Consider the following 14,624-nt stretch of genomic DNA (forward strand, 5'->3'; position numbering starts at 1 on the left):
TGCCGCGCCAGTCAAGCCGGTGCGCGGCACCATGCCTTTCCGTGTGTGCTGCCATCAGCCATTCTGCCGGGCAAAAGGAGAATATAGTCGATGGTGCAGGTCACCTTTGTGGATGTGAATGGCTTGGAGCGGCAGGTCGATGGCGGGTCCGGGGACCAGTCCCTGATGGAACTGGCCAAGGCAAACGGGATTGACGGGATTGCCGCCGATTGTGGCGGTGCCTGTTCCTGCGCGACCTGCCTGGTGCATATCGGCCCGGACTGGGTCGAACGAACGGGGCAGCCCGACGATATCGAATTTGCGATGCTGGACATGGTGGCGGACGTCGCGACCGCCAGCAGCCGTCTGGCGTGCCAGATACGCCTGACGGAAGCACTCGATGGGCTGCGCGTCGTAGTGGCACAACAATGAACGAGGATCAGTCAATGACCAACGTAGCGGAACGCGACCTGCTCGCAACCGGATCGATGACCGATCCGCTGATATCGGCACGGCCTCGTGACTTCTACGCAGCGATGCGTCGGGACGACCCGATCCATTGGGACGAGAAGCTGGGCATGTATCTGGTGTCGCGATATGAGGATATCGCGACGATCCAGCAGGATCCAATCACTTTTTCGGTGAACAAGGGCTATCACACGCAGCAGGCCAAGGGGTTCCAGCAGGAATTTCAGGAGATATTGGAGCGTGAGGGCGGCGGTTACTTCCCCGACGCGATCATGTCCGACCCGCCCTATCACACGCGCATCCGCAAGCTGATGGAGAAGGCCTTTACCGCCCACCGCGTGAAGGCGCTGGAACCGCGGATCGAGAAGGTGGTCGTCGACCTGATCGACAGCGTCGCGGCGCGGGGCGAGGCCGACGCCATCCATGATTTCGCTGTGCCGCTGACGGTGCGAATCATCTGCGAGCAGCTGGGGCTGGACTGGGACATGAAGGACCGCATCCAGCGATGGTCGATCGCGGTAACGGCGCAGATCGGGCGGATGCAGGATCGCGAACAGATGCTGGGTCATGCGCGCGAGATTTGCGACCTGCAACATTATCTGATCGCCAAGATGCAGGAACGGCAGGCTGATCCGCGCGAGGACATGATTTCCGATCTGGTGTACGCCCGCGATGCCGATGGCGAGGGGCTGAGCTTTGCCGAGGCGGTGTCGCTGGTTCGCGCGCTGTTGATCGCGGGCAACGAGACGACGGCGACGGCGCTAGGCAATCTGTTCTACATTCTCGCTACCCGACCGGAAATCGCCAAATTATTGCAGGAGTCGGCCGATGACGACCGGCTCATGAACCGCTTTGTCGAGGAATTGTTGCGGATCGAGCCGCCAGTGCGGGGTCTTTCGCGCATGACCACCAGGGAGGTTGAGCTGGGCGGGCGGATATTGCCGGCCGGCGCGCACCTGCTGCTGATGTATGCGTCGGCCAACGATCAGGAGGATGTGTTCCCTAAGCCCCGCGACTTCGACCTGAACCGGCCCAATATCGGGCGGCATCTGTCCTTTGGCGGGGGCGTCCATCGCTGCGTCGGACTGGCGCTGGCCCGCATGGAGATCAAGGTCGCTGCGCGCGAGATCGTCAAGCGCATCGGCGATATCGAACTGGCCATTGCAGAGGCGGATATCCGCTATCTGCCCACAGTGGCGACGCAATCGATCGAGCGGCTACCGATCCGTTTCACGCGCCGGGGCTGAGCATCATGGCAGGAGAATTAGCGGGCAAGGTCGCCATCATCACCGGCGGTGCGGGTGGCATAGGCCGGGCGACAGTGGAATTGTTCGTTGCCGAAGGCGCGAAAGTCGTGATCGCTGACGTTGACGCAGCGGCAGGCGAGGCGCTGGCGGCAGAAATGGGACCGGCCGCGATGTTCCAAGCGACGGACGTGTCGCAGCGCGAACAGGTCCAAGCCCTGATCGACCGTGCCGTTACCGACTTTGGCAGGCTGCATATCCTGTTCAACAATGCCGGTATCAGCTGCGTACCCTTCCCGCACTTCATTGACGACAGGCTGGACGATTTTCAGCGGGTGATGGGCGTCAATCTGCTGGGGCCGATGCTGGGAACGCAGATTGCCGCGCGGCACATGAAGGATCATGGCGACGGCGTCATCTTGAACAATGCGTCTATCGCCGGGATACTCGCAGGGCAGGCGATGATGAGCTATCGCGCGTCCAAAGCGGGGCTGATCCAGTTTTCCAAGTCGGCCGCGATCGATCTGGCCCAATATGGCATCCGGGTGAACTGCCTGGTGCCCGGCCACATCCGCACCAATCTTTCCTCCTTCCGGGCGGAAGGCGCCGAGGCAGATGTTGCGGCAAAAGTCGATGCCGCGATCGACGCGGTCTATCTGTCGAACCAGCCGCTCAAGCGCCGGGGGCAGCCCGACGATGTTGCCCAGGCGGCGCTGTTCCTGGCGAGCGATCGCGCGTTGCAGATTACCGGCATCACTTTGCCGGTAGAAGGCGGCGTTGTTGCGGGCGATCCGGTCAATCATCTAGAAGAGATATTGGCCGCAAGGGCGATCGCCCTGCCCGGATAAGACCAGCGCGCGCCGCCCGTTCCTGCACAAATATCATGCTGTCCGGGCCGTCCCGGCAGGTGCACTGCTGCGTCGTCGGCCAGACAGAATAGCCTTGATGCAGCGGGCATGGCCGCTTGATCAGGCAGGCACTAGTGGGACTTCGCGGTCGCTCACCTCCGACGGCTTGGTAGGGTGGTGCCGGTCCAGACCAAGAAACCGATGGCCAACATCGGCACCCTGGGCCGCTACAGGGAGAGATGCCATGACAATTATACAAGCTTTTCGCGCGCCGCGCGAACATCGCATGACCAGTGCGGCCCTGGCGATGGCCACCGCCTTGCTGACCATGCCCGCCCAGGCGCAGGATATGTCGGCTCCGCAAAGCGGCGGGCTGGAAGAGATTGTCGTCACGGCGCAGCGGCGGGAAGAAAATCTTCAGAATGTGCCGATCGCGGTGACCGCGATTACGGCGGATGCGCTGGAGAGTGGGGGCATCGGCGGCACCACCAGCTTGCCGCAGGCGGTGCCGAGCGTCCAGCTGACCCGGTCTGGCCCGTCGGGCATATTTTTCGTGCGCGGCGTGGGCAACACCAGCGGCGGCACCGGTGAGGAAGGGGCGAATGCGATCTATGTCGATGGCGTCTACCTGCCCGACCTTGGCCAGACCGTCTTTCGCTTCAACAATATCGAACGGATCGAGGTGCTGAAAGGACCACAGGGCACTTTGTTCGGTCGTAATGCGTCCGGTGGCCTGATCAACGTGATTACGCGCGAACCAGGCCGCGATGTCGTAGTGAAAGGGCAGGTCGGGATTGCCAATTATGAAAGCTATAGCGGTCAGCTATATGCGACCGGTCCGCTGACCGATACGCTGAGCGCCGATATAGCGCTAACCGGCACGCGGCAGGTCGATGGCTGGGGCCGCAATCTGGCGACCGGGCGCAAGGTCGGTTTTGGCTGGCACTGGGGCGCGCGCTCAAAGGCGGTCTGGCGACCCAATGACCGGACGAAAATCATGGTGTCAGGGGAATATGGCAAGTCAGACGATGATTTCGCGTCCATCTTTCATATTCCCGAAGGATCGGTCGGTACCGGCGGCACACAATTCCCCGGCGACTATAATACGAACACATCCGCCTATCAGCGTGTGCGCCAGCGCATCTATGGCTTCAACCTGACCGCAGAATTCGATCTGGATTGGGCGACACTGACCAGCATTACGGGATTTCGCGGTAACAAGACCCGCAGCGGGCTTGACCCCGATGGTGCGCAATTGCCGCTGGCGCGCTATGCAATCCATTCCGAGACGGATTCCTTTCAAGAGGAAATCCGCCTGTCGTCCAACGATACCGAACCGCTTAGCTGGCAGACGGGCCTGTTCTTTTTGCGCAACAAGGCCGCATTGGTGAATCAGCAGCAGCGTGGCACAGCCTTTGGTGGCGTGGACGCCGGATCGGACCTGTCGGCATCGATGCGGACGCAATCCTATGCCGCCTTTGCCGAGGCGACCTATGCTGTGACGCCGTCCACCCATGTCACGGCGGGATTACGCTATACTCGCGATGACCGCACCCTGCGTGGCGAGCAGAAGCCTGTCGGGCTGGTGCCGGGAACGCCCCAGTTCATAGGCCAGTCGCTCGCGCCGCGCACGGACTCTCTGACCTATGGCAAATTCACCTACCGGCTGGCGATCCGCCAGGATCTGAACAACGACATCAATGTCTATGCGTCCTATAATCGGGGTTTCAAGTCGGGCCTTTGGGCGTTGCAGTCACCAGCAAATCCGCCGGTCGATCCGCAATTTATCGACGCCTATGAAGTCGGCCTGAAGACCGAATGGTTCGACAGACGGCTACGCCTGAACCTGTCGGTCTATCATTATGATATCAGCGACTATCAGGTCCGCGCCGCGGTGACGCTGGGCGCGCAGCCAACATTATTGAACGCTGCGTCGGTCGATGTGGACGGCATAGAGGCGGAATTCGAGGCCGCGCCGATTGACGGGCTGCGCCTGTTCGGGTCGGCAACGCTGATGCGTTCCAAATTCGCAGATTTTCCGTTTGCGCCCTTCACCTATCCCCGTCCTGCCGCCTGCACGCCGGCGGGTCCGGCAGCCGGTCAGACCACAGGTGCAGCGACGGGCGGCAACCTGACGTGTCTGGGCAGCGCAAAGGGTAATGACACGCCGCTGGCGCCGCGCTTCGCCGCCAATATCGGCGCATCCTATACCGCCGATCTTGGCAATGGGCGCGAACTGCAGCTTTCGACGCTCTACAGCTATAATGATGGCTATTATTTCGAGGTCGACAATCGGCTGCGACAGGAGGCCTTCGGGATCGTCAACGGATCGATTGAATTCCGGCCGTCATCACGCTGGGGTGTCGAATTGTGGGTCAGGAACCTGACCGATGCGCGATATCATGTCCAGAAGCTGGGCAGCGCGCTGGGCGATCTAGCTGTGCCTGCGGCACCCCGCGCTTATGGGCTGAACGTTAAATTTGGTCTTTAGGAAGCGATGAAGGCGAAATCCACTCGCTAGGCAGTCTCCTTTTTCCAACAAGCTGAGATAGGCCAGCCGGACACACTTGGTTGGAGCGCGAAGCCATAGACAGGAGGACTGCCACTTTTTTTAGGGGAAAAGCGAGCGCGAGAGTTACAAAAATGGGGAATGTTCGGTGCTGGAAAGGGGCAATCGCGTTGCTAGCGTCCGGTAAGGGTCGACACCGGTAGGCGGGTCTGGGACATCGCGGCCCCTTGGGAAGCGCGGCATTGAGCAGTTGCAGCCGTCAAAACTTCTCAGGGCCGCCACCTAGACCGCCGACCGTTCATTCGTTCTGACAGCACCTCACTAAATGGGCATGAAAATATGCAAGACGGCCTCTTGAAAGCCCCCCAAGACCGACGCGACACCAGAATATTTTGAGATAATCTCACTTTACAACATATAATATATGAGTATTTCGGAGGCAGGTTGCCAAAGGGTCGCTCATGCAAATGAAGATTATGCGATATGGGGCACCATCTTCCCCGTCGCCGAAACGCGCTTTCGACAATGCCGCCGCCATATTCCTCGACTGGGATGGCTGTGTGATGATCGGCAACACTCTGATCCCGGCGGCGAAGACGCTATTGGAACGGCATGCGGATCGTATCGTCATTCTGTCCAACAATTCGACGCACCTGCCCGAAGATTTCACGCGCATATTGAACCAGGCGAATGTCCATATCCCGCCGGACCGCATCATCCTAGCCGGTGCGGAAGCGGTACGCCTGGCCATGCAGACGCCGGAGGCGCGCACCCTGCTGCTCGGAACGACCCGTATCAAGGCCTATGCACGGCAGATGGGGCTGACACTTGTGCGGGACGAGCCGGATCAGATCTTGCTGACGCGCGACACGCGCTTTACCTATGCGAAATTATGCCGTGCAGGCAACGCGCTGCAGCGAGGCGCGAAGCTGATCGTCGCCAATGTGGATACCACGCATCCCGGACCTGATGGCCATATCGTGCCGGAAACCGGGGCGATACTCGCCGCCTTGCTGGCCTGTGTACCGACCGCCCCAATGGTAACGGTTGGCAAACCCGGCCCCCTCCTGTTCGCGCGCGCTTGCGAAGTCGCGGGCGTCGCCGCGCATCAGGCCGTGATGATCGGCGATAATCCGCAGACCGACGGAAAGGGCGCGACCGATTATGGTGTCTACCCGATACTCATCGGGCCGGATGCCGGGCTGACACTGAACGACATCCTCAACTGGTAAGCTGCGCTGCGCCTCAAAAGCGTTTGATTGACAGCACATCGAACGTCTGGCGCAGCGTCTCTGTCGAGCGTTCATAATCCGCAAGCGCCAGGGCGGCGATCAGCGCATCGACCACGCAGAGCTGCGCGATCCGGCTGGTCATCGCCTCGGTCCGAAAACTAGTCTCCCGCGCCATGGTGAACAGGACCAGATCGGCATAAGCCTGGATCGGCGATCGGGCGAAATTGGTGATGACGATAGTCTTCGCACCCGCTTCCCTGGCCAGCCGCGTGGCCGCAACCGTCTCATGCGTGGCACCGCTGTGCGAGATGGTCAGCACGACGACGTCGGGGTCGCATCGCGATGCGCAGATCGCCTGCACATGGCTATCGACCACCACCCGCGCGTCGAGGCCGATGCGCAGCATGCGATAATGCGTGTCCTCGGCGATCGGTGCGGAGGAGCCGATGCCATAGACCTCCACGCGCTTGGCCGCGCGAATCATGTCGACCGCACGGGACAGCGCGGTGGGATCCAGCACTGACAGCGAATCGCGCAAGGCCTGTATGCCGGAATGAAATACTTTCCGGCAGATCGTGTCCATGTCGTCATCGCGCGTGACATCTTCGTGGATGAACTGGACCGGTTGCACGATTTCCTGGGCCAGGCTGAGTTTCATCTGCTGGAAGCCGGACAGACCGATGCCACGACAGAAATTGATGATGCTGCCTTCGCTCACGCCCGTCTCTTCGGACAGTTCGGTCACCGACATGCCGACGATCTTTTCGGGCTGGGCGAGGATATAATCGGCGATCCGGCTCGCCCCCTTCGCCATGCCCGGCTGGGCCACGCGGATGCGATTGAGCGTGTTGTCGATGGGACCATTGTCGGTGGTCGGAAGGGCACGGCGTTTGGGGGTGGGGGCTGTCATGATAGTCCTGAATGGCGAGCGCGGGCGCACACCACCTCTAACAGCATTTCGTTACCCTGCAAAATTGAGTGTAGTTTAATCGCGTTCAATGCTGCGCCCTATCTCGCCGCAGCAAGCTCATTTTTAACGCGCTATAAAATTGAGTAACATTCATTCAACTGTCACATCGGACTCCTACTTGACCCCTGCAAGCGGTTGACGCGCTGCAGCATCGAGTCGGTTCCAAGACACGCTGCTGCCGCGGCAACCCGAACATTTTGGGGGTATTGTCATGGTGAAACATTCACGTCCTTACGGTCGATCGAAATTCGGCGCGGTGCATCTTGGCCTGTTGCTGGGGGCCAGCCTGCTGCCGACGATGGCCATCGCCCAGGCACCCGCCACTGCGGAAGCAGCGGCCGATGCCGAGGCTGCTGCTTCGTCGATCATCGTGACCGGCCAGCGCGTCGAGGCGACCAAAGTGGCGGCCGATGCCATCGCCTTTGGCAACAATATCCAGATCGTCAGTTCCGAAGCGATCGCTGCAAGCGGTGCCAGCAACTTCGCGGAACTGGCCCAGTTCCTCATCAAGGGCGCCAATATCGGTTATTCGCCGGATGAAGGCGAATATACCATTCGCCTGGACGGCGGCGGCGACCGCGACACGCTCGTCGTCCTCGATGGCGTGCCGCTTTACGACCGTGGCCCGGCGCTGGAAGATATTTGGGGGTCGACGACGATCGACCCGCATATGATCGAACGGGTCGAAGTGTTCCGCGGCGGCAACAGCCTGTTCTTCGGATCGAACGGCGGGATCGGCGTCATCAGCCTGGTCACCAAGCGTCCCGATGGCACCAACAAGGTGGAATTGGGCGCAAGCTATGGCGAGTTCAATTCCCGCGAATTGTGGGGCAATGCCAAATTCGCGCTGGACGCCGAAGGACGGCATAGTGTCATGGTCTATGGCAGCAGCCAGCAGACGGACGGACCGCGCATTTTCGCGCCGGAAAGCTATGTCGACAACGTCGCCAAGGCTGGCGGCATCCAGAAATATCCGCTCAACCGCAACAATATCGGCATCAAATATCTCTGGAAGATCGATGACGACACGAATTTCCGGCTCAACGGTCAATATACCCAGATCGAATTTCAGGATCCGTTCCCGGACAATGAAACCTTCTCGCCGAACCGGGTCCGCTACCCGATCATAGATTTCTCGATCGACCGGCGCTGGTCGGACGCCATCTACACCGAACTGACCGGCTATTGGAGCAACCCACGGCTCAACAATACCGAAACCTTCGCCGAAACCTGCACCAACCGCGCAGGGTGCGTCGATGTAAAGGGCCGGCCGATCCGCTTCGGCGACGCCACGGGCCGGTCGACTCCTTATCCTAACAAGGGTTTCGGCGCGGACTCCAAGGTCGGCGGCTTTCAGGAGCGCGGTCTGAATTTCCGCAATACCTTCACCTTCCCCAAGCTGGTGGAGTTCGTCGCGGGGGTGCAGGTCGTCTCCTACAAGGATGACTCCGATCCGGTCTTCCCGGTCGGCGATGCCTCTACGACGATCACGGGTCTCTATCTGGACGCCCGGCCGGTCATCCCTTTCAGCCCGGACACCAAGATTTCACTCGCGGTCCGCACCGATTTCGCCAAAAGCTTCGATTCCAAGACCATCTGGAAATTCGGCTTCCGCCAGCCGATCGGCCCCTTCTACATTCGCGGCAACGGCGGCACATCCTACAGCCTGCCGCGCACCAACGAACTTTTCTCGGTCAGTCCGACCCAGGTCGGCAATCCGAACCTGCAGACCGAAACGACCGAAACCTATAATGGCGCGGTCGGGTTCAGCAAAGCCTTCGGAGGCGTGCAGATCAATGCCGAAGTTGGGGCGTTCCGCACCGACATCAGCAACCGTATCCAGGGCACCTCCGGCCTGACGCCCAACACATGGTTCAACAACAGCGCCGTCACCGAAATCCGGGGCATCACGGCGGACATGGATTTCATCCTGGGCAAGCAGTTCACGGCCAACATCAACTACACCAAGCAGCGGGCGCGCCTCGCAGGCACCGATCTCCAGATCAACGAGACGCCGGAATATATGATCACCGGCAATGTGGCCTGGCACAGCGCCAATGAACGGTTCCATGTCACCTTGCTGCCGCGCTATCAGGGGCCGGAATATGCGACGGGCGGCGGTAACGTCCGCCAACCCGATGGCAGCATGGCCGCCCGGTTCCGCAACAATTTCGGCAATTATTTCGTCATGAACGGGTCGATCGCCTATTGGGCGGGCGACGAGCGGCAGCATCGCTTCCAGCTTCGCGTCGTCAACATCACCAACACCAAATATGCCGAACGCTATGGCTACGGCAATATGCGCTTCAGTTCGGCGTTCCTGCGCGGCGAAATTGCGTCGAACAGCGACGCCTATTTCTATGGCTATGAGTTCGAGGGCAAGCCCCGCGCAGTCTACGCCTCCTTCACCACCAGCTTCTGATCGCCCGCATGAACGCGCATTCACCGCCATGTCACAGCTCACGCCTATCCCGTCCGCCGCTCCGGCGGAGCGGGATAGGAAGGATGTGCATATGAAACGGTGGATCATCGCGGCGATCTTGGTGCTGATGGCGGGCGGGGTCGGCCTGTTCTGGGCGACCCGGCAAAGCCAGAAGACGGAAGCCTTGCACGTTCTACTCATTCCCGCCGATGGCGGCACGGAAAGCGGCACGCTGGCGGACTACCAGCCGATCTTCAACGCCGTGTCCCGTAACACCGGCCTGACCTTCGACCTGAAGGTCGCGCAATCCTACGGCGCGGTGGTCGAGGGGATGTGCAACGGCGCGGCCGACATCGCCTTTGTCGGCCCCGTAACCTATCTGCAGGCGAAGGATCGCGGTTGCGCCGAGCTGCTGGCGGTCGCCGTCAAATCCGGTGCCTCGGTCTATTATGCCGGATTATTCGCGCGCAAGGATGCCGCTATTGCCTCTACGGTCGACGTGCGTGGCAAGCGCGTGGCCTTTGGTGATGTCAATTCGACCTCTTCCTTCGTCTTTCCGATGACGATGTTGATGGATGCGGGGATCGATCCGGCCAAGGATCTGAAAGAGGTCCGCCTGACGGGCAGCCATGCCAGCAGCCTCGCCGCCTTGTTGCAGGGGCAGGTCGATGTCGCCGCCCTCTCCTTCGAAAGCTATGAAAAGGCGGTGCGGGAGAATGTGCCGGGCGTTCGCGATGTGAAGGTCATCGCGCGCAGCGATCCCATCCCCTACCCGCCCTTGGTCGTGAACAGCAAACTACCGGCCGCTACCCGCAACCAGCTGCAATCCGCGTTCCAGAATATTGCCCATGAACCGGGCATCACGCCAGAGATGATCCGGGGTTATGGCGGCGGTCAGGTCGATGGCTATGACGCCCATTTCCCCGCCGCCAAATTCACCCCCGCCGCGCAGAAGATGGCGATGGTCAGCGATGCGCTGAAGGCGGAAATCCTCAAGAAGTCGGCGCAACGATGATGGATATCCGGTTCGATAACAGCATGGTTCACTATCCCGACGGCACATGCGCGCTGGACGGTGTGTCCTTCACTGTTCCGGCGGGGCAATTTTGTGTCGTGCTGGGCCACTCTGGTGCCGGAAAGTCCACCCTGCTGCGCACCGTCAATGGCTTGTCCGCTATAACCGGCGGGCGCGTAGTGGTGGGCGGCAAGCCTGTCGATCGCAAGACCCTGCCCTTTTTGCGTCGTCGGATCGGCATGGTTCACCAACATTATGGCCTGACTGCCAGGGCCAGCGTGGCCACCAATGTGATGGCGGGCGCGGTGCCTGCCATGCCCTTTTGGCGAGCGCTGTCGGGCTTTTACACCCCGGCCTTGCAGGACAAGGCTTGTACCCTCATCGCCGCTGTCGGTCTGGACGAAGCGCATCTCGCCCGCCGTGCCGATCGGCTGTCGGGTGGCCAGCAACAGCGCGTCGGCATCGCGCGGGCCTTCATGCTGGACCCCGCCATCATCCTGGCCGACGAACCGGTCGCCAGCCTCGATCCCCGGCTCAGCCGCGAAGTGCTGGATCTGTTGCGGACACAGGCGCGCGAGCGCGGCGCGACCGTGTTGTGCAGCCTGCATCAAGTCGATCTGGCGCGCGATTATGCCGACCGGATCGTCGCCCTACAGGGCGGCCGGGTCGTGTTCGACGGGCCGCCCGCCATGTTCGATGACTATGACGCCAAGCGCATCTACGCAAAGCAGGATGCCGCCGCGCCGGTCCAGGCGGTGCTGGCATGACCGCGCAGGCGCGCACCCGCTGGTCCTACCCGCGCCCCTATGGCAGCGGCACGATCCTGGCGCTGATCGGCGCGGCCCTGCTGCTGTGGTACACGGGCCAGCGCGTCGAAATCGACCGGATGGTCATGATGACGACGCAGGCCGTTGCCGTGCAATTCGGCCTGGCCGAGCAATCGCAGGTCGCCGACGGCCTTGGCAACGCCATCGGCCAACTCGTCCCCATCCAACTGTCCGAACGGCAGGAGGTCAGCCGGATTGAGGGTTTCGATCCAACCGACCTGCCATTCCTCTCCCATATAGAGGTCGTCGAACGCCGCGCCGAAACGCTCAATCCGCAAACGATGCGGATGGAAAGCCGCCCGGTCCGCACGACCTATCTGGTGCAACCGCTGGGCTATGTCTGGCTGGTCGCGGCCAAGATGCTGGAGACGCTGGAAATCGCGCTCTGGGGTACGATCGTCGCCATCCTCATCGGCTTTCCGCTGGCATTGCTGGGCGCGCGCAACATGATGCGCTTTGCAGCCATCCGCATGATCGCGCGCGGCATCATCGGCTTTTGCCGCGCCATTCCCGAACTGGTCAGCGCCCTGTTTCTCGTCATCGCCTATGGTTTCGGACCGATCGCAGGCATATTGGCGCTCGGCCTCTACGGCGCCGGGTTCCTGGGCAAATTCTATGCCGACGACGCCGAAAATGCCGACCCCCGGCCGCAGGAAGCCCTGACCGCCATCGGCGCGGGCAAGATGCTGATGTGGCGCTATGCCATCCTGCCGCAGGTGCTACCCCAATATATCGCCTACACCCTCTATATACTCGACCGGAATGTCCGCATGGCGACCGTCATCGGGCTGGTGGGTGCAGGCGGCATCGGTCAGGAACTCAAGGGCCGCTACGACATGTATGAATATGGCCATGTCGGCACCATCCTGATCGCCATCTTCATCGTCGTCCTGCTGCTGGATCGCAGCGCCGGACGGCTGCGCAAATCCCTTTTGTAAATCCCCATCTTATCGATCGGAGCGGCCATGTCCCTGAAGAACAGACGCGATTTCCTCAAGACCGCCAGCGTGGCGGGGACCATGGCGGCCATGCCGGGCAGCATCGGGCGGGCGCTGGCCATCGCGCCCAAGCGCGTGACCGGCACGATCAAGGACGTGAAGCATATCGTCATCCTGATGCAGGAAAACCGGTCGTTCGATCATTATTTCGGCACGTTGAAAGGGGTGCGGGGTTTTGGCGATCGCCATCCTATCCCCTTGCCCGACAATCGCCCGGTCTGGTGGCAATCCAACGGCGCGCGCGATCTGCCGCCCTTCCATCTGGATACGGAGCGGACCAACGCGCTCAAGGTTCCGGGCACGCCGCATAGCTTCTCCGACGCGCAAGCCGCCTGGAATCAAGGCAAATTCGGCCTGTGGCCCAAATATAAGACCGACTATTCGATGGGCTATTACAAGCGCGACGACATCCCGTTCCAGTTCGCGCTCGCTGAAGCCTTTACCATTTGCGACGCCTATCATTGTTCGGTCACCAGCGGCACCGACCCAAACCGCATCGTCTTCTGGTCCGGCTCCAGCTTCGATCCCGCTATCGCGGCCAAGGGCGTAAATTGCCAAGACACGCATTCGGAGCCCAACAATCTGCGCTGCTGGATCAAGGGTGCGCTGCCGGAGCCTGGCTATACCTATGCCGGCAATGCGCTCGAATGGGCGACCATCCCCGAAGTGCTGGAGGCTGCCGGGGTCGACTGGCGCATCTATCAGGACCCCAATGATAACTGGACCGGCGCGATGCACGGCGGCCTGGCCTTCAAGGGGTTCCGCGATGCCAGGCCGGAATCCGGCCTCTACCAGCGCGGCATGAGCGCGTTTTCGCTCGAACGGTTCGCGCAGGATGTGAAGGATGGGACGCTGCCTGCCGTGTCCTGGGTACTGCCGCCCAAGGAGCGATCGGAACATCCCAGCGCATCCACCCCGATCGAAGGTGCAGCCTTCACAGCGGAAGTCCTTGACGCACTGACCGCCAACCCGGAGGTTTGGAGCCAGACTGTCTTTTTTCAGACGTTCGATGAAAATGACGGGCTGTTCGACCATGTGCCGCCGCCAGCGCCGCCTTCCTATAATCGCGACGGTACGATGGCGGGCAAGGCGACGCTCGATCTGGCGGGCGAATATTTCGACGACCATGAGGACAAATATACGTCGCGCGATGACAATGTGAGCGGCACGACGCGCCCTTGGGGGCTTGGCCCGCGCGTGCCCATGTATGTCGTTTCGCCATGGAGCCGGGGTGGCTGGGTCAATAGCGAAATATTCGATCACACATCAGTCGGCCAGTTCCTCGAAAAGCGCTTCGGGATCACGATCCCTGGTATCAGTCCGTGGCATCGCGCCGTCTGTGGCGATCTGACCAGTTGCTTCGATTTCACGCAGAGCGGTGACGCGACCGTCCCCGACCTGCCCGATGTCAGCGCCGCCAGCGCGATCCTGGCCGAGCATCTGACCCGTCCTAAAGCGCTGCCGCCCCGCGCGCCGCAGGATATGTATCAGGAAGCGGGCATCCGCCGCTCGCGCGCCCTGCCTTACATCCTCCACGTCGATGCCGTTGCGACGAAGGACGCACTCACCCTGACATTCACCAATGAAGGACGGGCCGGTGCCGTCTTCCATGTCTATGACAGGCACAGGCTGGATCATATTCCCCGCCGCTACACGGTGGAAGCAGGCAAATCCTTGAATGACCAATGGACGGCCGACGATCAGGGCCGCTTCGACCTCATCGTGCTTGGCCCCAACGGCTTCGTGCGGGGCTTCACCGGCGATCTGCTGCAAGCCGCCGCCGCACCCATCCTCACCGCCCGTTATGATGCAGCGGGCAAGGCCATGCGCCTGCGCCTCGCATCCGATGGATCGACCCCCGCGCGCGTCACATTGGGCAAGGACGCCTATGGGGTCCAGGCCGACAGGGCGATCATGGTGATCGGCGGCAGCAGCACGAGCGAACGCTGGCCGGTGGGCAAGAGCGAAGACTGGTATGATCTGACCGTCGCCATGGCGGGCATGGACATCCGCCTTGCCGGGCGGGTCGAAACTGGACGCCACGGCATCAGCGACCCGCTCATGCGGGCCTGAGGCTGAATAAGGGCAAGCAAGAACGGATCGATACCCACG

Annotated in this window: 11 protein-coding genes; 10 read left to right on the forward strand and 1 reads right to left on the reverse strand. The window is 61.3% G+C overall.

The annotated features are described in order from the left end of the window. Positions 1–90: 90 nt before the first annotated feature. The 5 genes from ACODSR_RS07460 (at position 91) to ACODSR_RS07480 (ending at position 6,280) form a co-directional block, all read left to right on the forward strand. Complete coding sequence (locus tag ACODSR_RS07460) at positions 91–411, forward strand: 2Fe-2S iron-sulfur cluster-binding protein (protein ID WP_489075160.1); 321 nt, start codon at positions 91–93, stop codon at positions 409–411. Positions 412–425: 14 nt separating this feature from the next. Beyond that, a complete protein-coding gene (locus ACODSR_RS07465; protein WP_489075162.1) occupies positions 426–1,694 on the forward strand; it encodes a cytochrome P450 in 1,269 nt (422 codons plus the stop codon). A 5-nt stretch (positions 1,695–1,699) separates the two neighbouring features. Beyond that, the gene (locus ACODSR_RS07470; protein ID WP_489075164.1) at positions 1,700–2,539 is read left to right on the forward strand and encodes an SDR family NAD(P)-dependent oxidoreductase; all 840 of its coding nucleotides are present in this window, start codon (positions 1,700–1,702) and stop codon (positions 2,537–2,539) included. 244 nt (positions 2,540–2,783) lie between these two features. After that, positions 2,784–5,030 (forward strand): TonB-dependent receptor, encoded by a 2,247-nt coding sequence (locus tag ACODSR_RS07475; RefSeq protein WP_489075166.1) that lies wholly within the window; start codon positions 2,784–2,786, stop codon positions 5,028–5,030. 485 nt (positions 5,031–5,515) lie between these two features. Further along, positions 5,516–6,280, forward strand: coding sequence for an HAD-IIA family hydrolase (locus tag ACODSR_RS07480; protein WP_489075168.1), 765 nt, complete (start codon positions 5,516–5,518; stop codon positions 6,278–6,280). Positions 6,281–6,293: 13 nt separating this feature from the next. Here the strand turns inward: ACODSR_RS07480 and ACODSR_RS07485 are convergent, their stop codons facing one another. Next, entirely contained in the window at positions 6,294–7,190 is an 897-nt protein-coding gene (locus ACODSR_RS07485; protein ID WP_037476176.1) for a MurR/RpiR family transcriptional regulator, read from the reverse strand. Between the two features lie 271 nt (positions 7,191–7,461). On the opposite strand from ACODSR_RS07485, the gene ACODSR_RS07490 reads away from it, so the two are divergent. The 5 genes from ACODSR_RS07490 (at position 7,462) to ACODSR_RS07510 (ending at position 14,585) form a co-directional block, all read left to right on the forward strand. Continuing rightward, positions 7,462–9,672, forward strand: coding sequence for a TonB-dependent receptor plug domain-containing protein (locus ACODSR_RS07490; protein WP_489075170.1), 2,211 nt, complete (start codon positions 7,462–7,464; stop codon positions 9,670–9,672). A gap of 91 nt (positions 9,673–9,763) precedes the next feature. Continuing rightward, entirely contained in the window at positions 9,764–10,687 is a 924-nt protein-coding gene (locus ACODSR_RS07495; RefSeq protein ID WP_489075172.1) for a phosphate/phosphite/phosphonate ABC transporter substrate-binding protein, read from the forward strand. Beyond that, positions 10,684–11,454 carry a phosphonate ABC transporter ATP-binding protein gene (locus ACODSR_RS07500; RefSeq protein WP_489075173.1) on the forward strand — a complete coding sequence of 257 codons (771 nt, stop codon included), beginning with the start codon at positions 10,684–10,686 and terminating at the stop codon, positions 11,452–11,454. Before ACODSR_RS07495 ends, ACODSR_RS07500 begins: the two co-directional genes overlap by 4 nt. Next, a complete protein-coding gene (phnE, locus tag ACODSR_RS07505; protein ID WP_489075175.1) occupies positions 11,451–12,452 on the forward strand; it encodes a phosphonate ABC transporter, permease protein PhnE in 1,002 nt (333 codons plus the stop codon). The genes ACODSR_RS07500 and phnE overlap by 4 nt, the downstream gene beginning before the upstream one ends. 27 nt (positions 12,453–12,479) lie before the next feature. Further along, a complete protein-coding gene (locus tag ACODSR_RS07510; RefSeq protein WP_489075177.1) occupies positions 12,480–14,585 on the forward strand; it encodes a phosphocholine-specific phospholipase C in 2,106 nt (701 codons plus the stop codon). Positions 14,586–14,624 lie beyond the last annotated feature (39 nt).

It is taken from the genome of Sphingobium sp. FG125 (assembly GCF_057809795.1).

Bases quoted from the DNA above. Each gene is read 5' to 3' on its own strand.
- ACODSR_RS07460 (WP_489075160.1), top strand. From the start codon at position 91: ATGGTGCAGGTCACCTTTGTGGATGTGAATGGCTTGGAGCGGCAGGTC.
- ACODSR_RS07465 (WP_489075162.1), top strand. From the start codon at position 426: ATGACCAACGTAGCGGAACGCGACCTGCTCGCAACCGGATCGATGACC.
- ACODSR_RS07470 (WP_489075164.1), top strand. From the start codon at position 1,700: ATGGCAGGAGAATTAGCGGGCAAGGTCGCCATCATCACCGGCGGTGCG.
- ACODSR_RS07475 (WP_489075166.1), top strand. From the start codon at position 2,784: ATGACAATTATACAAGCTTTTCGCGCGCCGCGCGAACATCGCATGACC.
- ACODSR_RS07480 (WP_489075168.1), top strand. From the start codon at position 5,516: ATGAAGATTATGCGATATGGGGCACCATCTTCCCCGTCGCCGAAACGC.
- ACODSR_RS07485 (WP_037476176.1), bottom strand. From the start codon at position 7,190: ATGACAGCCCCCACCCCCAAACGCCGTGCCCTTCCGACCACCGACAAT.
- ACODSR_RS07490 (WP_489075170.1), top strand. From the start codon at position 7,462: ATGGTGAAACATTCACGTCCTTACGGTCGATCGAAATTCGGCGCGGTG.
- ACODSR_RS07495 (WP_489075172.1), top strand. From the start codon at position 9,764: ATGAAACGGTGGATCATCGCGGCGATCTTGGTGCTGATGGCGGGCGGG.
- ACODSR_RS07500 (WP_489075173.1), top strand. From the start codon at position 10,684: ATGATGGATATCCGGTTCGATAACAGCATGGTTCACTATCCCGACGGC.
- phnE (WP_489075175.1), top strand. From the start codon at position 11,451: ATGACCGCGCAGGCGCGCACCCGCTGGTCCTACCCGCGCCCCTATGGC.
- ACODSR_RS07510 (WP_489075177.1), top strand. From the start codon at position 12,480: ATGTCCCTGAAGAACAGACGCGATTTCCTCAAGACCGCCAGCGTGGCG.